This window comes from Mesorhizobium sp. M7A.F.Ca.US.006.01.1.1 (genome assembly GCF_003997935.1).
In the GTDB taxonomy this organism is placed as follows: Bacteria; Pseudomonadota; Alphaproteobacteria; order Rhizobiales; family Rhizobiaceae; genus Mesorhizobium.
The window spans coordinates 1-19,883 of record NZ_RZQL01000073.1; the positions used below are offsets into that span (position 1 = coordinate 1).

Sequence of the window (19,883 nt, forward strand, 5' to 3'; positions counted from 1 at the left end):
ATCATGCAGATCGGCAGCGTCACCCTTCAGCCCTACAACCGGTCAAAACCGACCATCACCATCACGGCCATCCAGGTCTCGGCCGATGCGACGCAGGCACTGGTGGTGTGGTCACGCAAATTGGTAGCCGGCGTCGCCAGCCCTGGCGCCGCCGCCACCACCGCGACAACGGTCCCGGCGCCGCTCAGAGTCGCCAACACTTTTCTCATCCGCGTCGAGAGCAACCTCGGCTATACGCCGGTCATCGCGTGGAGCGCGAGCAGTCAACAGAAGCTTGGGCTGACCTCGGCTTTCAGCAACATAACCATGGGCGAAACCTATTTTCTGCGTCCCCGCAGAAGCGTGACGATCCCTTGCAGCGACTGTTGAACAGAGGCAGCCAGGCGCGGCGCAAGGCCGCTCCAGCTACTGCTGCTGTCCACGGTCCGAAACGAAGCGCACGATAGCAGCGGCCATCTCGTAGTCTTTTGGTGCCACGGTGGCGAAGCCGCCAGGATGCTTCGACTCCAGAAGATCGTAGATATCGGGCGTCGTCGACTTGAGGTTGGTGAGGAACACGGTGAGCCGGCGCTTGGCTTCGGGGTCGAGATCGCTGCGGACCGCGTGCGGGCCATATCTCAGCAGACCCGACGTCCACACGACACGAAGGGCCGTTGCCGAGAGCCCTGCCGCCTCCAATCTCGCCTGCGTGCCCGGTGCTCCCGGCCGGCTGTCGGCGGCGGCCGTCACCCAGCCGAACAGGCCATCGGCCTTGCCGTCGACCAGCATCGTCTCGGCCGCCGCGGCCGAATCGGCATGGACCAGAAACGGTGCATCTTCCGCGATCTTGTGGCCTTCGGCCGCCAAAGCCGCCAATGGCAAGAGAGAACCGCCGACGCTGTCCGAAGGCGCCATGGCGATGCGATGGCTGTCCATCGCCGCAAGGTCGGGCAGCTTGCCGTCCCGCGTCAGCAGAACGGAGCGGATGCCGATCGCGTCGTCTGAATCGACCGGAGCGACAAGCGGTTCGATACATAGGCAGCGCTGCGAGGCCGTTGCATAGGCGGTGGCCGAATAGATCGCATATTCGATGCGGGCGTTGGCCTGCGCCTCGATCAGCGCGGCATAGTTGCGGGCAACGACAAACTCGACCTTCATGCCCAAGGCCTTGGTGTAGGCGTCGGTCAACAGTGCCAGCCCCGGAACGGAGTTGCCGGCGCCTGGCTCGGCAACGATGCCGATGCGAAACGTGCCGATATCATCGCGCCAGTCAGCATGCGCCGGATTGGACCAGAGCGCGACCTGCGCCAGCATGAGAACGGCATAAGTCTTCAGCGCAACCCTCATGACAGGAACCACAGTCTGTTGTCCTCGATCCATGCCATGCCCGGTGCATTTGTGCATGTCGTTGCCCAAAACCGCTGCGCACCTTTGGGCGACATGCATCTCTGTTTGTGCATGTCGTTATCCCAAAACCGCTACGCACTTTTGGGCGACATGCATCTCTGTTTGTGCATCTCGTTATCCCAAAACCGCTGCGCACTTTTGGGCGACATGCACCAGACTATCACGCCAAGCCGTTGCCGTTTGGTTTCCGAATTGCCAATGAAGTCGCGGAACCCTATGTCTGGTCGTTCAAACTGGCAACAACTCGATGACGCGCGCTTTCCTCTTCGTCCTGGACTCCTTCGGCATCGGTGGAGCGGCCGACGCCGACCGCTACGGCGACGCCGGCGCCAACACATTCGCGCACATCGCAGAAGCCTGTGCAGAGGGCCGCGCGGATCGCGAAGGGCTTCGCAGTGGACCGCTGTTTGTCCCCCACATGGCCTCGCTCGGCCTTGGCAAGGCCGCCGAAACCGCGACGGGACTGGGTTTTGCCAGCAGCGGGACGGATCTGCTCACCACTGCCTTCCACGGCGCTGCTCAGGAGGTTTCGAGCGGCAAGGACACGCCGTCGGGCCATTGGGAAATCGCCGGCCTGCCGGTGCGCCTCGACTGGGGCTATTTCCCGGATACGGTTCCCGCCTTTCCGGCCGAACTGACCGAGGCGATGATCCGCGAAGGCAAGGTGCCGGGCATTCTCGGCAATTGCCATGCGCCGGGCACCGAGATCATCGAGCGCTTCGGCGAGGAGCACATCCGGACCGGCAAGCCGATCTGCTACACGTCGGTCGACTCGGTCCTGCAAATCGCCGCGCATGAAGTCCATTTCGGCCTCGATCGGCTTTATGAATTCTGCCAGGTGGTGCGCAGGCTGGTTGACCCGCTGAGGATCGGACGGGTGATCGCGCGGCCGTTCGTCGGCGAAACCACCGCCACTTTCGAGCGGACATACAACCGTCATGACTACGCCGTGCCGCCGCCGGAACCGACCCTGCTCGACCGGCTGACGGCGCGTGGCAGCCGTGTCATCGCCGTCGGCAAGATCGGCGACATCTTCGCCCATCGCGGAATTTCGCAAGTGCGCAAGGCGGCAGGCAACATGGCGATGTTCGACGAGGCGCTGGGTGCGATGGATGATGCCGCCGACGGTGACCTCGTCTTCGCCAATTTCGTCGACTTCGACACCGAATTCGGTCACCGCCGCGATGTCGCGGGCTATGCTGCAGCGCTCGAGGCCTTCGACCTGCGGCTGCCGGAGGCATTTGCAAGGCTGCGGCAGAGCGATCTTCTCATCCTGACGGCCGACCACGGCAACGACCCTACTTGGGGCGGGACCGATCACACGCGCGAGCGCATTCCGGTGATCGGCACTGGACCGGGTCTCAAGGGCGGCGACATCGGACTGAGAACGACATTCGCCGACATCGGCGAGACCGTGGCCGAGCATCTCGGGCTGGCGCCCGGACGCTACGGCACTTCTTTCTATACGGCGATCGGCGGTCATGCCTGAATTGCCGGAGGTCGAAACCGTCCGGCGCGGACTTCAGCCGGTTCTGGAAGGCGCCACCATCGCCCGCGTCGAGGCGCGCCGACCGGATCTGCGCTTTCCATTTCCCGAGAAATTCGCGCAGCGACTGACCGGCAAGACGATCACGGCACTCGGCCGCCGGGCCAAGTATCTGACGATGGAGCTTGAAGGCGGCCCCGTGCTGATCTGCCATCTCGGCATGTCGGGCTCATTCCGCATCGAGACGGCCGATGGCAGCGACATGCCCGGCATCTTCCGGCACGACCGCTCGAAGAGCTCCAATCACGATCACGTCGTCTTCCATGTCGTATCTCCGGCAGGCGCCCGATCACGCGTGATCTTCAATGATCCGCGCCGCTTCGGCTTCATGTTGTTTGCCGAAGGGCCGGACATCCATCCGATGCTGGCTGGACTCGGTGTCGAGCCAACGGGCAACACATTGGACGGTGCGCTGCTTGCCTCATTGATGAAGGGGCGGCGATCACCACTGAAGGCAGCGCTTCTCGACCAGAGGCTGATCGCCGGTCTCGGCAACATCTATGTGTCGGAGGCGCTGTGGCGCGCCGGCCTGTCGCCGCTGCGCGAGGCGGGCACGATCGCCAGGCCCGGAAAGAAAGCCCAGGCTCAAAGCGAACACCTCGCGCAAGCCGTTCGTTCGGTGATATCGGATGCGATTGCTGCCGGCGGTTCCTCACTGCGGGACTATATACAGACCGATGGGTCGCTGGGTTATTTCCAGCACGCCTTCGCCGTCTACGACCGCGAGGGCGAGGCCTGCTCGAAATCCGGCTGCAGCGGCTATATCGAACGGATCGTGCAGAGCGGCCGATCGACTTTCTATTGCCGGACATGTCAGCGGTGAGTTAGACGAGCGCGAGCGAGGAGAAGCAGCCATGGCCTATGAGACGATCATCACCGAGACGCACGGCAAGGTCGGACTGATCACGCTGAACAGGCCGCAGGCGCTCAACGCGCTGAACTCCCAGATACTGACCGAACTCGTCGCAGCCGTGAACACTTTCGGCGCCGATGCCGGTATCGGCGCCCTGGTCATCACCGGCTCCGAAAAGGCTTTTGCCGCCGGCGCCGACATCAAGGAGATGCAGTCCATCTCCTACGCGGACGCCTACGCCCAGGACTTCTTCGTCGGCTGGGAGGAACTGACGCGGGCGCGAAAGCCAATTATAGCGGCGGTGGCGGGCTATGCACTCGGCGGCGGCTGCGAACTGGCGATGATGTGTGATTTCATCATCGCCGCCGATACGGCCAAGTTCGGTCAGCCCGAGATCACGCTCGGCGTCATTCCAGGCATGGGCGGGTCACAAAGGCTGACCCGCTTCGTCGGCAAGTCGAAGGCGATGGACATGTGCCTGACCGGGCGCATGATGGATGCCGCCGAGGCCGAGCGTTCTGGCCTGGTGTCGCGGGTCGTGCCTGCCGGCGAACTTGTCGAGGAGGCGCTGAAGGCCGCGGCCAAGATCGCCGCATTCTCGCTGCCATCGGTGATGATGGCAAAGGAGGCTGTCAACCGCGCCTTCGAAACGACGCTTGCCGAGGGATTGCGGTTCGAGCGCCGGCTGTTTCACTCGCTGTTTGCATTGGACGATCAGAAGGAAGGCATGGCGGCCTTTGCCGAGAAGCGGAAGCCGAATTTCACCAACCGCTGACGCCAATCCCTTGGCTGCGAAGAAGATGACTGTTGGCCGCCAAAAAGAAGGTCAGGCAGCGTTGACGCGCCGGAAAAGCTGAACTATAAGCCGCACCAACCGAGGCGGCCCCGTGGCTGCCCGTTTGTTTTTTGCGCCCTGCGGCATCCCGCATGCGCCGACCAGATCAGAAGAGAGGCATCATGGCCAATACATCCTCGGCCAAAAAGGCAACGCGCAAGATCGTCCGCCGCGCAGCGATCAATAAGAATCGCCGCTCGCGCGTTCGCACCTATATCCGCCAGGTCGAAGAGGCGCTTGCCTCCGGTGACAAGGCTGCCGCACAGGCTGCCTTCAAGATCGCGGAGCCGGAATTGATGCGTGCCGCGACCAAGGGCGTGATCCACAAGAACACGGCGTCCCGCAAGGTGTCGCGACTGGCTCAGCGGGTCAAGGTACTGTCGGCCTGACATTACTTGCCTAGACTGACGTTCTTCGAACCCGGCCGTTTGTGCCGGGTTTTTTCGTTTGCCGGCAAGCACTTAAAAAGAATGTCCGGAAACGGCGTCTTATGCGGATTTCACTATAGGGAATAGTTTGCCGGCATATGCATGCCTGCTGTTGATCGGCATGCTTGAAAAGGGCCGGCTTAATGATTCTTAACTGTCAGAAATAGCTTATATTTTTCATACACTTACAGATGGTGATCCACAGCTTGTCCACACCGGACTGGCCCGATCGGGGAGAAGTCGCTGTCAAGCGAATTATTTCAGAATATTTCTGTCAGCGCCCGGTTTTTCATATTCGCCGGAAAAGGGTTTGAATCACAATGGCTTTGTTAAAATGTGCCGTCGCGGCACGCCACTCGAACCCGCATCCACTAACCAGATTCCTTAAAAATCCGTTAGACGTGGCCTTGCCCTATCCACAGCGATTTCGGTAGTGTCGATCTATCGAAAGGGACGGGCTCTGGCTCTTAACCCAAGCCTGAATCGGCCAGCTTAAATTGGCGGGATTTGCAACGCGGATCAAGTCCGCGGACGGTTTGGTTTGTCTTTTTCGATACGGTAGGGGACTGGCGTAACTAGACATGGCAGGTAGACGGCGCGCCGGCGCACTTTTCGCCGGGCGGTGTTGTATTGCCCTGACATACCCAACGCGGACTGGCTTCCATGGGCCGGCACCGGTTCCCACGGATAATGGGCGACGTTCATCTGCCGGCGGCGGCAGCGGACATCGTAGCAAAGACTTAGGTCGCCGGAACCGGATGCAGGAGGCGCATCCCCGGTGAAAAACAGGTACGGAAGGACAAGGAAAAGATCATGCAGAGCGGCATCGAAAGGGAACTTACGGGCGATCTCCCATTTCCTGGAACTTTGATCGGAGCAAACGACATGGCGGTGTCCAGCGACGCGGAACAGAAATTCGACCGGGTCAAGACCCAGTTGAAGGCGCGCCTAGGAACCGAAGTCTATTCGAGCTGGTTTGGCCGCATGAAGGTCGCCGAGGCTTCCAAGGGCATTGTCCGCATCTCGGTGCCTACCGCCTTCCTGCGCTCATGGATCAACGGCCATTATCTCGACCTCATCTCCGAGCTGTGGAAGCAGGAGGATCCCGATCTTCTCAAGATCGACATCGTCGTGCGCACGGCAACCCGTCAGGGACGCGCCCAGGCCGAGCCAGAGGTAACTCCAGCACGCAGCAAGGTGACACGGCAGACGCAGACGGCGCTTGCCGCCGGCACAGTCAGCCCCAGCCGGGCGGAGCGCGCATCGACTCCGCGTCCGGGCACACCGATCGAGAGCGAATTCCGCCACAACGTTCTGGGGTCACCGCTCGATCCGCGCTACACGTTCGGCTCTTTCATCGAGGGACCGTCGAACCGGGTGGCCTTCGCCGCCGCCAAGGCAGTGGCGGAATCGCAATCGAGCGCGGTGCGCTTCAATCCGCTCTTCCTTCACGCAACCGTCGGGCTCGGCAAGACCCATTTGCTGCAGGCCATCGCCGCGGAATCGCTGAAGCAGAACCCCAAGTCGCGCGTCGTCTATCTCACGGCCGAGTATTTCATGTGGCGCTTTGCCACCGCGATCCGCGACAACAACGCGCTGACGCTCAAGGAACAGCTGCGCGACATCGACCTGCTCATCATCGACGACATGCAGTTCCTGCAGGGCAAGTCGATCCAGCATGAATTCTGCCATCTGATCAACATGCTGCTCGACAGCGCCAAGCAGGTCGTCGTCGCTGCCGACCGGCCACCATCGGAACTGGAATCGCTCGAACCGCGGGTCCGTTCGCGCCTCAATGGCGGTGTCGCGCTTGAAATGTCGGCGCCCGATTTCGCCATGCGCCTCGGCATGCTCAAATTGCGCCTTGCCACGGCCAGGAGCGACGACGCATCGCTCGACATTTCGGAGGAGATCCTCAATCACGTCGCCCGCACCGTGACCGGCAGCGGACGCGAGCTGGAAGGCGCCTTCAATCAGCTTTTGTTCCGTCAATCCTTCGAGCCGCAGATCACCATCGACCGGATCGACGAAATCCTCGGCCACATCTATCGCACCGGCGAGCCGAAGCGTGTCCGTATCGAGGACATCCAGCGCATCGTGGCGCGTCACTACAATGTGTCGAAGACCGAATTGCTGTCCAACCGGCGCACGCGCACCATCGTCAAGCCGCGGCAGGTCGCCATGTACCTGTCGAAGGTAATGACGCCGCGCTCGCTACCCGAGATCGGACGGCGTTTCGGCGGCCGCGATCACACCACGGTGCTACATGCCGTGCGCAAGATCGAGGACCTTTCCGGCAACGACAACACGCTGGCGCAGGAACTTGAGCTTCTGAGGCGGTTGATCAACGACCAGGCCTGATCCTCCGGGGATGGCCGAACCGAAACAACACCGGAATTCAACGGCTTGCCAGTGCGGCGCCGGGCCTGGATCAGGCTTGTGGCGCCGCCTGGAAGCTATCTGGATTTCGGTTTTACGACACTGGCTCGCGGACTTCGGGCGCGTTATCCCCAGAAAGCCCGCCTAGCCGGCCTGAACCGGTGGCGCGGGCTTGCGTTTGCTGGTTTTTTCCTGTCAGTTTACGCAGATTCTGAGCCTGTTCAGACCTTTCGCGGGACGCCGCTCACTGGTGACCCGTCATTCATTCAAGCGAGCCTGTTTCGTCATGCGTGTTATCCTGGAACGGTCAAATCTCCTGAAGTCGCTTAACCACGTCCACCGTGTGGTCGAGCGGCGAAACACCATACCGATCCTGTCCAACGTGCTGCTCAGCGCCGAAGGCGCCAGCCTTGAAATGAAGGCAACCGATCTCGACCTCGAGGTGACCGAAGCGACGCCCGCCAAGGTGGAGCGCGGCGGGGCGACGACGGTCCCGGCACATCTGCTCTACGACATCGTGCGCAAGCTCGCCGATGGCGCCGAGGTGATGCTGAAGACGGACGAGGACGGCAACGCCATGACGGTGACGTCTGGCCGCTCGAGCTTCCGCCTTCAGTGCCTGCCGCAATCCGACTTCCCGGAGCTTTCGGCCGGATCCTTCTCCCATATCTTCCGCCTCGACTCGGTTGCCCTGAAAGGCCTGATCGAGAAGACCCAGTTCGCCATCTCCACCGAGGAGACACGCTATTACCTGAACGGCATCTACCTGCACACGCACGAGGTCGGCGGCAAGCTGAAGCTGCGCTCGGTAGCGACCGACGGCCATCGCCTGGCGCGCGCCGAGATCGACGCGCCGGCGGGTTCCGAGGGCATGCCGGGCATCATCATTCCGCGCAAGACGGTGAGCGAACTGCAGAAGCTTGTCGACGATCCGGATGTTGCGGTGACCACCGAACTGTCGGACACCAAAATCCGCTTCACCATCGGCAGCGTGGTTTTGACCTCGAAGCTGATCGACGGCACCTTCCCCGATTATCAGCGGGTCATTCCGACCGGCAACGACAAGAAGCTGATCATCGACCGCCAGAGCTTTGCCGCCGCCGTCGATCGCGTCTCGACCATATCTTCCGAACGCGGTCGCGCGGTGAAGCTGTCGATCAGCGAGGGTCAGGTGACGCTTGCGGTCAACAATCCGGATTCAGGTAGCGCCACCGAAGAACTGTCCGCTGACTATTCGTCCGATCCGATCGAGATCGGCTTCAACGCCAAGTACCTGCTCGACGTCGCCGCGCAGCTGACCGGCACGGAGGCCAAGTTCATGCTGGCGGATGCCGGTTCGCCGACGCTGATCCACGACATGGCCGACGAAACCGCACTCTATGTGCTGATGCCGATGCGGGTGTAGCGGCGCGGTGTCAGCACTTCGGTCCTGTAGCGGCACGGCGGCAAGAATGACGGTTGCGGCAACTTCCAGAGCAATTCCAGAAAAAGTGTGAAGTGGTTTTCCCGGGAAAAGCGCATAGCGCTTTCCCTAGGGAATTGCGTCAAAACAAAGAGCTAGAGCGGTTCTGCGTTTCCGTGAAACGATGGAGCGCTCTATAGGCGGATAGCGGTTGCCAGCACAGAACCATATAAGTAATCTAACACTTACTAATTTCCGCAACTATGCGGCGCTGACGATCGATCTGGCGCCAGGTGCCGTGGTTTTTTCCGGCGACAACGGCGCCGGCAAGACCAATCTCCTCGAAGCGATCTCCTTTTTGACACCGGGGCGTGGCTTGCGCCGCGCGCCCTACGCTGATGTCGCCCGCGAGGGCGGCGACGGCGGCTTCGCGCTACATGCCCGGCTCGACGGACCTGACGGCCAGGTCGAGATCGGAACAGGCATTTCCGGCGGTGACACCGCCGGCGAAGGCGGCAGGCGGGTGCGCATCAACGGAGCTTCGGCGCGTTCGGCCGAGGACATGCTGGAATGGCTGCGCGTGGTGTGGCTGACACCTGCGATGGATGCGTTGTTCACCGGACCGGCCGCGGATCGCCGGCGCTTTCTCGATCGGCTGGTGCTGGCGATCGACCCCGGCCACGGGCAACGTGCGATCGACTACGAGAAGGCGATGCGTGGCCGTAATCGCTTGCTTACTGAAGGCTCCCGAGACGACCGCTGGTTCGACGCGATCGAGACGCAGATGGCCGAAACCGGCGTGGCGATTGCCGCGGCGCGGGCCGAGATGGTGCGCCTGCTCGCCGCCATGATCGACAGGCTGCCCGACACGGGACCATTTCCGCGGGCCGATATCGGCCTTTCGGGGGACCTGGAAACCGAAATCGCCGCCGCGCCGGCAGTCGATGTCGAGGAACGCTTCCGTCGGACGCTTGCCGAGGGCCGCGAGCGCGATCGCGCCGCTGGGCGCACCCTCGACGGCCCGCACCGTTCGGATCTGGTGGTTCGACACCGCCCCAAGGCGATGCCGGCCGAACTCTGCTCGACCGGCGAGCAGAAGGCGCTGCTGGTCGGCATCGTGCTGTCGCACGCAAGGCTGACCGGCGAAATGTCGGGCATGACGCCAATCCTGCTGCTCGACGAGATCGCCGCGCATCTCGACAGCCGGCGGCGCGCGGCGCTGTTTTCCATCCTCGAGGAACTGAACTGCCAGGCGTTCATGACAGGAACCGATGCTGCGCTGTTTTCCAGTCTCCAGGGACGCGCGCAATTCCTGACTGTCGACCATGGGACGGTTGGGCCAACCGAAGACCCCTGACAAGGTTTTTCCGTCCCTGTATGATCAGGCAATGACCATTGCCGCCCTGACCGCAGACGAGATTGAACGCTATGCCCGCCACATCGTGCTGCCGGAGATCGGCGGCGCCGGCCAGCAAAGGCTGAAACAAGCCCGGGTGCTGGTCATCGGCGCCGGCGGGCTGGGCGCGCCGGTGCTTGAATACCTTGCCGCCGCCGGCGTCGGCACACTCGGCGTGATCGATGACGACACCGTTTCGCTGTCCAACCTGCAGCGCCAGGTCATTCACGGTACCGACACTGTCGGCATGCTGAAAACAGATAGCGTCAAGGCTGCAATCGCTCGCATCAATCCCAATACAATTGTTGAAACGCACGCAATCCGGCTGACCACGGACAATGCGCCCGCCCTCGTCGCCCGCTATGACATCGTCGTCGACGGTTCCGACAATTTCGAAACGCGCTATGCCGTGGCCGACGCCTGCGCGAGCGAAGGCAAGCCGCTGGTGCATGCCGCCGTCGGACGCTTCGATGGTTCGGTAACGGTGCTGAAGCCATTCGAAGACGGCAAGGACGGCAAGCCCAACCCAGGCTATCGCGATCTGTTTCCCGAGGCGCCGCCGCCGGGGCTGGTGCCGTCCTGCGCCGAAGCCGGCGTGCTTGGCGCGCTAACCGGCGTCGTCGGCACGCTGCAGGCCATGGAGGCGATCAAGCTGATCACCGGCGTCGGCGAACCGCTGGTCGGCCGGCTGCTGCTCTATGACGGGCTGGCAGCGCGCTTCGACACCATCCGCTACAAGAGAAGCTGAATTCTTGGACCGGATCGAAGCTGTCTCCATCACGCGAATCCCGACCGATTTCGACCGTTGGGACGATGTGCTCGCATTGATCATGCGTGCCTTCGCCTCGATGGACGGCGTCATCGACCCGCCCTCCTCGGCCCACCTTTTGACCGCCGGCACTCTGCGGGACAAGGCGCGGCGGGAGATCGGCTTCGTGGCGATTAGGGGCGACCGGATCGTCGGCTGCGTCTTTGCTCTTGAAAAGGTGACAGAGTTCTATGTCGGCAAGCTCGCCGTGGCGCCGGACTGCCAGGGGCAAGGCATTGGCCGGCGGCTGATACAGGCGGTCGAAGACCTTGCCCGCAGCCGAGGCAAGTTCGCCATCGAGCTTCAGACGCGAATCGAGTTGACCGCAAACCATGCAGCCTTTGCCCGCTTCGGTTTTCGCGAAACCGAACGGACGGCGCATGACGGCTACGCCAGGCCGACCTCGATCACCATGCGCAAGGCTCTTCCGTAAGCCTTATCTTACGATTTGTGAGCCACGGCTATTGCACCGCGACAGAGTCAGGTCCTGAGTGGCAGCACGCGGTCTGGCGGGCGATGGCCGTCGACGAAGGCGCGGATATTGATGATGACCTTTTCACCCATGTCGATACGGCCCTCGAGCGTCGCCGAGCCCATATGCGGCAAAAGCACGACCTTGTTCTTGGCGGCGAGCTTCAGCAGCTTGCCGTTCAAAGCCGGCTCGTGCTCGTAGACGTCAAGACCGGCGCCGGCGATCTTGCCGTCCTGGATCAGCTTGACCAGTGCTTCCTCGTCGATGATGTCGCCGCGCGCGGTGTTAACGACATAGGCGGTGGGCTGCAGCAGCGCCAGCCGCCGCGCCGAAAGCAGATGGAAGGTTGCCGGTGTCGAGGGACAGTTGACCGAGATGATATCCATGCGGGCCAGCATCTGGTCGAGGCTTTCCCAATAGGTCGCCTCCAGCCCGTCTTCCACGGCCGGCAGCACGCGGTGGCGGTTGTGATAATGGATCGACAGTCCGAAGGCCTTGGCCCGCCTGGCGACGGCAGTGCCGATGCGGCCCATGCCGACAATGCCGAGCCGCTTGCCCCAGATGCGCCGGCCAAGCATCCAGGTCGGCGACCAGCCGGCCCATTTCTTGTCGCCGGTGAGCACATTGGCACCTTCCGCCAGCCGCCGCGGCACCGCCAGCATCAGTGCCATGGTCATGTCGGCGGTGTCTTCGGTCAGGACATTCGGCGTGTTGGTGACGGTGATGCCCCTCTTGGCCGCGGCCGCGACATCGATCTTGTCGACGCCATTGCCGAAATTGGCGATCAGCTTGAGGTTGTCGCCGGCCTGGGCGATCAGCGCCGCGTCGATCTGGTCGGTCACCGTCGGCACCAGCACGTCGGCCTCCTTGACCGCGGCAACCAGTTCCGGCTGCGTCATCGGCCGGTCCTCGACATTCAACCTTGCGTCGAACAATTCGCGCATCCGGGTCTCGACCGGGTCGGGCAGCTTTCGCGTGATGACGACGAGAGGCTTCTTTTTGCCTACCATTGTTTCCCTCGTTGAGACCTCTTTAACCAAGACCGGCGAAACTGAAAGCCGGTCGCGGTGCCGATTACTCCATGTAACAAGCGGTGCCGCCGAAGACAAAGAAAAAGGGGCGCCGAGGCCGATGAGCAAGCGCCGAAAGGAACGAAAGTGTCTGGTTTCGCGTCGCTTCGCCTGACCCTCAGTGCAGCATTTCTCGGCGCGCTGCTTTATTCTCCGCTTGTGGCCGCGCAGAGTGCCGCAGCACCCGCCCAGAGCGTCGTCACGCTCGGGCCGAGCGGCCTGCCGCTGCCGCGCTTCGTCAGTCTGAAATCCGGCCGCGTCAACTCGCGCGTCGGCCCCGGCGCCAACTACTCGGTCGACTGGATGTACATGAAGGCCGGCCTGCCGATGGAGATCATCCAGGAATTCGACACATGGCGCCGCGTGCGCGATGCCGACGGTTCAGAAGGCTGGATCAACCAGTCGCTGCTTTCCGGCCGACGCACGGCAATCGTCGCACCATGGCAGCGCGGCAAGGGCTCGCAGGTCAACCTTCTCAACAGCCCCGACAAGGACGCAAGGGTGGTCGCGATGGTCGAGCCTGGCGTCATGGGCACGATCAAATCCTGCGACGGCCAGTGGTGCGAAATGACGTTCGACGGCCACACCGGCTGGCTTGCCCAGTCGGTCGTCTGGGGCGCCTATCCCGGTGAACGGGTCAAGGACTGATTCTTTCACCTGCTGACCGCGATCTTTCCGGACCAAGGGTTCGCGGTCTTGGTCTAGTGACCGATGCGGCCGAGATGGGTGTCCTGAAAGCCGGTCGACAGCTTCAGGCCGTAGCCCAGCGCACGGTCGATGGCGATGTGAGCGATCCATATCAGCGCAACCGCCATCGCGGCCGCATTGACCCACATGCGCCCGCCGAGCAGCAGCAGCACGGGCACGATCAGGATGTGCGAGGCGTTGTAGGCAAGGGCACCGACGCGTGGACCCGCCAGATAGCCAGATATCGACAGGTCCGGCGCCAGGATAAGCAATCCAAAGAGCCACCAGGGCATACCGGTTGAGCCGTAGAAAACAACGGCAGCCACCCCCATGATTGCCCATTCAAGCCGGATGACGAGATCGAGGCGTTTCATCCCTGGCCGAAGATTCTGGCTTGGCCGATCATTCCGGCCTCGCCGGTCATTCGCGGCGTTTCGGGCGCAGCCTCACGACGATATCGACATTGGCGATCTCCATCCCTTCGGGAGGCTCCGGCAGGTTGGCAACCGTCACCGGACCGCTGTCGATGTCGAATATGCGGTTTTCGCCTTCGATGTAGAAATGGTGGTGGTCGGAGGTGTTGGTGTCGAAATAGGTCTTCGCGCCCTCGACGGCGAGGATGCGCAAAAGTCCCGCCTGGGTAAACTGGTGAAGGGCGTTGTAGACTGTGGCCAGCGATACCGGCACGCCGGCGGCGACCGCCTCCTCGTGCAGTTCCTCGGCCGACAGATGACGGTCGCCCTTGGCGAAAAGCAGGTCGGCCAGCGCAATGCGCTGACGCGTCGGCCTCAGGCCGGCTTCACGAACCCGCTTGTCCACAGCGACATTTTCCTTCCGGCCGTCCAGGTCCATCTTCTCGTCGAACCCCACAGTTCCGCCCCAAGACACGCCCAGAATGGCAAAAAAATGAACGTCTGCCGAAACCGGACCTCTCAGGACATATATTCTGTCGTCCGAATGCGATCAATAGCGCGCATTGACCCAGGCAGACGAGCAGGCTAAGCGCAAACGCCGGTTTCCGGCCTGAAACAGATTGTGTTAGGAAACCAACGACCAGGGCACCCGATAGCCCGGAACGATATGGGATGAGATTGATGGCGGGTAAATCCAGCTACGAATACGACGAATTGCTGGCCTGCGCCCGCGGCGAACTGTTCGGACCGGGCAATGCGCAGCTTCCCTATCCGCCGATGCTGATGTTCGACCGCATCACCGAGATCAGCGAGACCGGCGGCGCCTTCGAGAAGGGTTTCATCCGCGCGGAGTTCGACATCAAGCCGGACCTGTGGTTCTTTGCCTGCCATTTCATCGGCAATCCGATCATGCCGGGGTGCCTCGGCCTCGACGCCATGTGGCAATTGACGGGCTTCTATCTTGGCTGGCTGGGCGAACCCGGCAAGGGAATGGCGCTGTCGACCGGTGAAGTGAAATTCAAGGGCATGGTCACGCCCTCGGTGAAGAAGGTCGAATATGGCATCGACTTCAAGCGTGTGATGCGGGGCCGGCTGGTGCTCGGCATCGCCGATGGCTGGCTGAAGGCGGATGGCGAACCCATATACGCGGCAACGGATTTGAAAGTCGGTCTGTCCAAGCAGTCGGCGGTTGGCTGACCGGCATCCCTGGCCTGCCCCCCTGGCCAGCATCCCTGGAAGGAGTTGCGAATGAGACGTGTCGTAGTCACAGGCCTCGGCATCGTGTCGTCGATCGGCAACAATGCCAACGAGGTGCAAGCCTCGCTGCATGACGCCAGATCCGGCATCAGTTTCTCGGATTCCTTCGCCGAACACGGCTTCCGTTGCCAGGTATGGGGAGCGCCGACGCTCGATCCATCGGCGATGATCGATCGCCGTGCGATGCGCTTCCTGAGCCAGGGTGCTGCCTGGAACCATGTCGCCATGGACCAGGCGATCGCGGATGCGGGCCTCGGCGAGAGCGACATCACCAATGAGCGCACCGGCATCGTCATGGGATCGGGCGGACCATCCACCCGTACCATCGTCGAGGCGGCCGAAACGACGCTGAAGAACGGCAGTCCAAAGCGCATCGGTCCGTTCGCGGTGCCGAAGGCAATGTCGTCGACCGCATCGGCGACGCTTGCGACATGGTTCAAGATCCACGGCGTCAACTACTCGATCTCGTCGGCATGTTCGACCTCGGCGCATTGCATCGGCAATGGCTATGAATTGATCCAGTGGGGCAAGCAGGACATCGTCTTCGCCGGCGGCCACGAGGACCTCGACTGGACGATGTCGGACCTGTTCGACGCCATGGGCGCCATGTCGTCGAAATTCAACGACAAGGCATCGACCGCCTCCCGTGCCTATGACGCCAATCGCGACGGCTTCGTCATTGCCGGCGGCGCCGGTGTGCTGGTGCTGGAAGAGCTTGAGCATGCCAAGGCGCGCGGCGCCAAGATCTATGCCGAGATCGTCGGCTATGGCGCGACGTCGGATGGCCACGACATGGTTGCTCCTTCAGGCGAAGGCGCGGTCCGCTGCATGCGCCAGGCGCTGGCCACGGTTTCCACGCCGGTCGACTACATCAACACCCATGGCACCTCGACGCCGGTGGGCGATTCCAAGGAAATGGGCGCGATCCGCGAGGTGTTCGGCTCAGAGATGCCGTATATCACCTCGACGAAGTCGCTGACCGGCCATTCGCTGGGCGCGGCCGGCGTGCAGGAATCCATCTATTCGATCCTGATGATGCAGGGCGGCTTCATCGGCGAAAGCGCCCATATCGAGACCCTCGACCCCGAATTCGAGGGTATGCCGATCGTTCGAAAGCGTATCGACGACGCCAGGATCGACACTGTCCTGTCCAATTCGTTCGGCTTCGGCGGCACCAACGCCACGCTCGTTTTCCAGCGCTATTCCGCATAAGGATTTGCCGGCCATGGACGGATTGATGAAGGGCAAGCGCGGGCTTGTCATGGGTGTCGCCAACGATCATTCGATCGCCTGGGGCATCGCCCGAAAATTATCCGAACATGGGGCGGAACTCGCCTTCACCTATCAGGGCGACGCCTTCGGGCGCCGGGTCAAGCCGCTGGCCGACAAGCTCGGCGCCTCGCTGGTCGTGCCGTGCGACGTCGAGGACAGTGCCTCGGTCGCCGCCACGTTCGAGACCCTGCGTAAGGAATGGGGCGGGCTGGATTTCATCGTCCATGCCATCGGCTTTTCCGACAAGAACGAGTTGAAAGGCCTCTACGCCGACACCAGCCGGGACAATTTCGTCCGCACCATGGTGATCTCCTGCTACTCCTTCACCGAGGTCGCCCGCCATGCCGCCGCCTTGATGAAAGACGGCGGATCGATGATCACGCTGACCTATGCGGGCTCGGTCCGCGTCATGCCGAACTACAATGTCATGGGCGTCGCCAAGGCCGGACTGGAGGCCAGTGTGCGCTACCTCGCCAACGATTACGGTCCGCGCGGCATCAGGGTGAACGGCATTTCGGCTGGACCCGTGCGCACGCTCGCCGGCGCCGGCATTTCCGACGCGCGCCACATGTTCTCCTACCAGCAGCGAAACTCGCCACTGCGCCGCACGGTGACCATCGACGAGGTCGGCGGCTCGGCACTTTATCTGTTGTCGGATCTGTCTTCCGGGGTTACCGGCGAAATCCACTATGTCGATTCCGGCTATCACATCGTTTCCATGCCGACGCTCGACGAATTGAAGCAAACCGACGGCGGACGAGACTAACGCCTGTCGCCCAAAGGTGCGCGGCGGTTTTGAAACGGCGACATTTGAAGACACGAAGCTTAAAGCGCGCCAACTGAATCCGTTTCAGCGCTGGGCGCATTGATCCGCTCAAGAAATACTTTCGGTCCAATAAAATTGGATTCATTCGCGGAAACTCATTTTAAGGAGATATCCGCTAGAAAGTCCCGTACTCAGGGGAACTTTCAATGCTCGCCGTCAGCAACCCGAAGCGAACACCGGTGTTCCGACTGCTCACCATAGCGAGTTCGGGTCTCGGCAGTTTCGTCCTCGGGCTCTGGGGCCTGAAGCTCGGTCTCGGCGATGGCTTTGCCGGCATCTCCGCGGACATGATGGTCTCGGTGATGGCCGCTCTTTGCGCACTGGCGGCGTCGGTCGCCGCGATGTCGTTCTTCGCCGGCGTCGATGAATCGGCGGATTTCGTCTTCACGGAAACCCATTTCGACAAGCTGACTGGCCTGGTGGCACGCGCGGCGATGGTCGGCAAGATTGCCGAGGCGGCATGCGCGACCAGCCGGACCGGCGAGCCGATGTTCCTCATCGATATCGACATCGACCGGTTCAAACAGATCAACGACGCCATCGGCTACAGCCAGGGCGACGAGCTGATCCGCGCCTTCACCAAGCGCTTGAAGACGTGCGTGCCGCCGCGCGCGCTGATCGGACGCATCGGCGCCGGTGAATTCGCGATCCTGCTCCCTGACAACCAGGTTTCAGGGTCCTTGGAAAGCACCATAGAGAGGCTCATCGACGAGATGATGGAGCCCTATGATCTCGGTAAGCACCTGCAATCGGTCAGCCTGTCGGTCGGCATCGTGGCGATGCCAAAGGACGGCGTCGATCCCGTCCTCATCCTGCGCCGCTCCAATCTGGCGCTGCAGAACGCGCGCGCCAGCGGCGTCGGCAACTGGTCGGTCTTCCATGCCGAAATGGGCAGGGTCGCCGACCATCGCCAATGGATCGAATCCGAACTGAATACAGCCTTCGAGCGCGGTGACTTCGATCTTCATTACCAGCCGCAGCTGGATCTCCCGACCGGCCGCATCGTCGGCTACGAAGCGTTGATCCGCTGGCGGCATCCGGAACGCGGCATGATCCCGCCGATGGAGTTCATTCCGATCGCCGAGGAAACCGGCATGATCGGCCCGATCGGCGAATGGGTGCTGCGCAAAGCCTGCAGCGACGCCCGGCATCTGCCCGACGACTGCTTCGTCGCCGTCAACATCTCGCCCGTGCAGTTCATGACCAAGGACTTTGTCGGCATCGTGCGCGACACCATGACGAGCACCGGCATCAAGCCGTCGCGGCTGGAGCTGGAAGTGACCGAGACGGCGATGATGCAGGATCGCGACCGCGCCGCCGCCATCCTGAAGGAGCTTGCGGATATGGGCATCTCGGTCGCCGTCGACGATTTCGGTACCGGCTATTCCAATTTGAGCTACCTGATCGATTTCTCATTCGGCAAGCTGAAGATCGACCGGTCCTTCGTCAGCCGCCTCGACACCGATTCCAGCTCCGGCGCTGTCGTCTCGACCATCGTCGGGCTTTCGCGCGCGCTCGGCGTCAGCATCATTGCCGAAGGCGTCGAGACCGAAAGCCAGGCGACGCTGCTCAGGGCGGCCGGCTGCGAGGTGGTGCAAGGCTATCTTTACGGCAGGCCCGCCCCCCTAAAGATCAGGGTCGGCGACGTGCATGTCACCGATGAGGTCCGGCGCGTCGCCAATCTGCATTGAGTGCGACGCGATGTCTGTTTTCGTCTGAGCATGATCTTTTCCGAAAACCGGTATCCACTTTTCGGGATCATGCTTCAACGACGAGCGGAAAGCACCTTGAACATGCCGTCGCGGGCGAGTTCGACATGGCTCGAAAAGGCAGCCGACAGCACCGGTTCGTAGGGAAGCTGCCGGTTGGCGACCATGAACAGCCGCCCACCCGGCTTCAAGGCCTTGGCCGCCGCGCGGATCATGCCGGCGCCGATCTCCGGCTCGGCCGCCCGGCTGCGGTGAAAGGGCGGGTTCATGGCAATCGCGTCGTAGCGCTTCTCGACTGGTTCCTTCAGCAGATCGATCCAGAAGAAATTCCTGGCGATCGACTGGGTGACCCCTGCCAGATTGAGCTTCGCGGCTTCGAGCGCGGCGAAATCGGCCTCATAGAGGTCGAGCGCCTGAACGCCGGGGGAGCGGGCGGCGATCTCGGCAGCCACATAGCCCCAGCCGGCGCAGAAATCGGCAATGTTGCCACGCAGATCATTGGGCAAATTCTCGACCAGCAATTTCGAGCCGGTATCGATCCGGTCGAAGGAAAACATGCCGGGCGCGGTGTGGAACCGGCTTTCAACCAGCAGAGCGGGATTGGCAGCGCGCAATTCTTCCGCGGCGGCCAGATCGGCGGGACGTCGCAACCAGAAGGCAATGCCGTGATATTTGGGCAAATGGTCTTCAAGCGGCACAAGCTCGTCAACGCGCTTGCGCAGGCTGGCAATGCCATCGTCCTTGCCGCCGGCAATGACGATCAGGCCGCCCGGCGCCACGCGCTCAAGCGCCTGCGCGAGGCGCACTTCGTTCACGCCGCGATGCCGGCCGGCAAGCACAAATGCCATATCGAAGCCATCGCCTTCCACTTGCGCGGTGACGACGAAGCCAGACGCCTTCAGCGCGTTAAAATGCGGCCGGAAGCCCTGCACGAGGTGAAGTGTCGCCTCAATGCCTTCAGGCAAGCGAAAACCCGGCTCAGCGCCGAGAAACAGGGCGCGCGTGCCCCTTCCCGGCAGAGGAACAGCCTCCGCCTCGAAGGGATGGAAAAGCGTCTTCAACGGCTCGGCGGACATTGTTCGATCTCGACTTGTCTAGAGCATCTCACCGTTTCAGGGAAACGGCGATCTGCTCCAACTCTTTG

Annotated in this window: 19 protein-coding genes and 1 pseudogene; 15 read left to right on the top strand and 5 right to left on the bottom strand. The window is 62.2% G+C overall.

What is annotated here, in order from left to right; genetic code table 11:
* Positions 1–369 (top strand): annotated as a pseudogene (locus EN943_RS14865) (pilus assembly protein); the annotation flags it as partial.
* Positions 370–405: 36 nt separating this feature from the next.
* Here the strand turns inward: EN943_RS14865 and EN943_RS14870 are convergent.
* Entirely contained in the window at positions 406–1,326 is a 921-nt protein-coding gene (locus tag EN943_RS14870) for a PhnD/SsuA/transferrin family substrate-binding protein (protein ID WP_164778203.1), read from the bottom strand.
* A gap of 307 nt (positions 1,327–1,633) precedes the next feature.
* Between EN943_RS14870 and EN943_RS14875 the strand changes: the two genes are divergently transcribed.
* From EN943_RS14875 to EN943_RS14915, 9 genes are all read left to right on the top strand, one after another.
* Positions 1,634–2,875, top strand: coding sequence for a phosphopentomutase (locus tag EN943_RS14875; RefSeq protein ID WP_127413148.1), 1,242 nt, complete (start codon positions 1,634–1,636; stop codon positions 2,873–2,875).
* The gene (gene mutM, locus EN943_RS14880) at positions 2,868–3,755 is read left to right on the top strand and encodes a bifunctional DNA-formamidopyrimidine glycosylase/DNA-(apurinic or apyrimidinic site) lyase (protein WP_127413150.1); all 888 of its coding nucleotides are present in this window, start codon (positions 2,868–2,870) and stop codon (positions 3,753–3,755) included. The genes EN943_RS14875 and mutM overlap by 8 nt, the downstream gene beginning before the upstream one ends.
* A 31-nt stretch (positions 3,756–3,786) precedes the next feature.
* A complete protein-coding gene (locus EN943_RS14885) occupies positions 3,787–4,560 on the top strand; it encodes an enoyl-CoA hydratase (RefSeq protein ID WP_127413151.1) in 774 nt (257 codons plus the stop codon).
* Positions 4,561–4,742: 182 nt separating this feature from the next.
* Entirely contained in the window at positions 4,743–5,009 is a 267-nt protein-coding gene (gene rpsT / locus EN943_RS14890; protein WP_013533694.1) for a 30S ribosomal protein S20, read from the top strand.
* 924 nt (positions 5,010–5,933) lie between these two features.
* Complete coding sequence (dnaA, locus tag EN943_RS14895; RefSeq protein WP_245475858.1) at positions 5,934–7,409, top strand: chromosomal replication initiator protein DnaA; 1,476 nt, start codon at positions 5,934–5,936, stop codon at positions 7,407–7,409.
* A 304-nt stretch (positions 7,410–7,713) separates the two neighbouring features.
* Positions 7,714–8,832: a DNA polymerase III subunit beta gene (gene dnaN, locus EN943_RS14900; RefSeq protein ID WP_023811387.1), complete on the top strand. Its 1,119-nt coding sequence runs from the start codon at positions 7,714–7,716 to the stop codon at positions 8,830–8,832.
* Positions 8,833–9,040: 208 nt separating this feature from the next.
* Positions 9,041–10,186 carry a DNA replication/repair protein RecF gene (gene recF, locus EN943_RS14905; protein ID WP_127413155.1) on the top strand — a complete coding sequence of 382 codons (1,146 nt, stop codon included), beginning with the start codon at positions 9,041–9,043 and terminating at the stop codon, positions 10,184–10,186.
* 31 nt (positions 10,187–10,217) lie between these two features.
* A complete protein-coding gene (locus EN943_RS14910) occupies positions 10,218–10,973 on the top strand; it encodes a molybdopterin-synthase adenylyltransferase MoeB (protein WP_127413157.1) in 756 nt (251 codons plus the stop codon).
* 4 nt (positions 10,974–10,977) lie between these two features.
* The gene (locus EN943_RS14915; protein WP_127413159.1) at positions 10,978–11,466 is read left to right on the top strand and encodes a GNAT family N-acetyltransferase; all 489 of its coding nucleotides are present in this window, start codon (positions 10,978–10,980) and stop codon (positions 11,464–11,466) included.
* A gap of 47 nt (positions 11,467–11,513) precedes the next feature.
* Here EN943_RS14915 and EN943_RS14920 read toward each other — a convergent pair whose 3' ends face one another.
* Complete coding sequence (locus EN943_RS14920) at positions 11,514–12,515, bottom strand: D-glycerate dehydrogenase (protein ID WP_127413160.1); 1,002 nt, start codon at positions 12,513–12,515, stop codon at positions 11,514–11,516.
* A 147-nt stretch (positions 12,516–12,662) separates the two neighbouring features.
* Between EN943_RS14920 and EN943_RS14925 the strand changes: the two genes are divergently transcribed.
* Positions 12,663–13,223 carry an SH3 domain-containing protein gene (locus EN943_RS14925; RefSeq protein WP_127413162.1) on the top strand — a complete coding sequence of 187 codons (561 nt, stop codon included), beginning with the start codon at positions 12,663–12,665 and terminating at the stop codon, positions 13,221–13,223.
* Positions 13,224–13,276: 53 nt separating this feature from the next.
* Here the strand turns inward: EN943_RS14925 and EN943_RS14930 are convergent, their stop codons facing one another.
* Positions 13,277–13,636, bottom strand: coding sequence for a DUF4260 domain-containing protein (locus EN943_RS14930; RefSeq protein ID WP_127413163.1), 360 nt, complete (start codon positions 13,634–13,636; stop codon positions 13,277–13,279).
* 46 nt (positions 13,637–13,682) lie between these two features.
* Positions 13,683–14,114: an iron response transcriptional regulator IrrA gene (gene irrA / locus EN943_RS14935; RefSeq protein ID WP_024503471.1), complete on the bottom strand. Its 432-nt coding sequence runs from the start codon at positions 14,112–14,114 to the stop codon at positions 13,683–13,685.
* Positions 14,115–14,356: 242 nt separating this feature from the next.
* Between irrA and fabA the strand changes: the two genes are divergently transcribed.
* From fabA to EN943_RS14955, 4 genes are all read left to right on the top strand, one after another.
* Complete coding sequence (gene fabA / locus EN943_RS14940) at positions 14,357–14,872, top strand: 3-hydroxyacyl-[acyl-carrier-protein] dehydratase FabA (protein WP_013527885.1); 516 nt, start codon at positions 14,357–14,359, stop codon at positions 14,870–14,872.
* Between the two features lie 51 nt (positions 14,873–14,923).
* A complete protein-coding gene (fabB, locus tag EN943_RS14945; protein ID WP_127413165.1) occupies positions 14,924–16,144 on the top strand; it encodes a beta-ketoacyl-ACP synthase I in 1,221 nt (406 codons plus the stop codon).
* A 13-nt stretch (positions 16,145–16,157) separates the two neighbouring features.
* Positions 16,158–16,970, top strand: a complete 813-nt coding sequence (fabI, locus tag EN943_RS14950; protein ID WP_127413167.1) for an enoyl-ACP reductase FabI — start codon at positions 16,158–16,160, stop codon at positions 16,968–16,970.
* Between the two features lie 206 nt (positions 16,971–17,176).
* Positions 17,177–18,721: a bifunctional diguanylate cyclase/phosphodiesterase gene (locus tag EN943_RS14955; protein ID WP_127413168.1), complete on the top strand. Its 1,545-nt coding sequence runs from the start codon at positions 17,177–17,179 to the stop codon at positions 18,719–18,721.
* 74 nt (positions 18,722–18,795) lie between these two features.
* Here EN943_RS14955 and EN943_RS14960 read toward each other — a convergent pair whose 3' ends face one another.
* Positions 18,796–19,815: a class I SAM-dependent methyltransferase gene (locus tag EN943_RS14960; RefSeq protein ID WP_127413170.1), complete on the bottom strand. Its 1,020-nt coding sequence runs from the start codon at positions 19,813–19,815 to the stop codon at positions 18,796–18,798.
* Between the last annotated feature and the right edge of the window lie 68 nt (positions 19,816–19,883).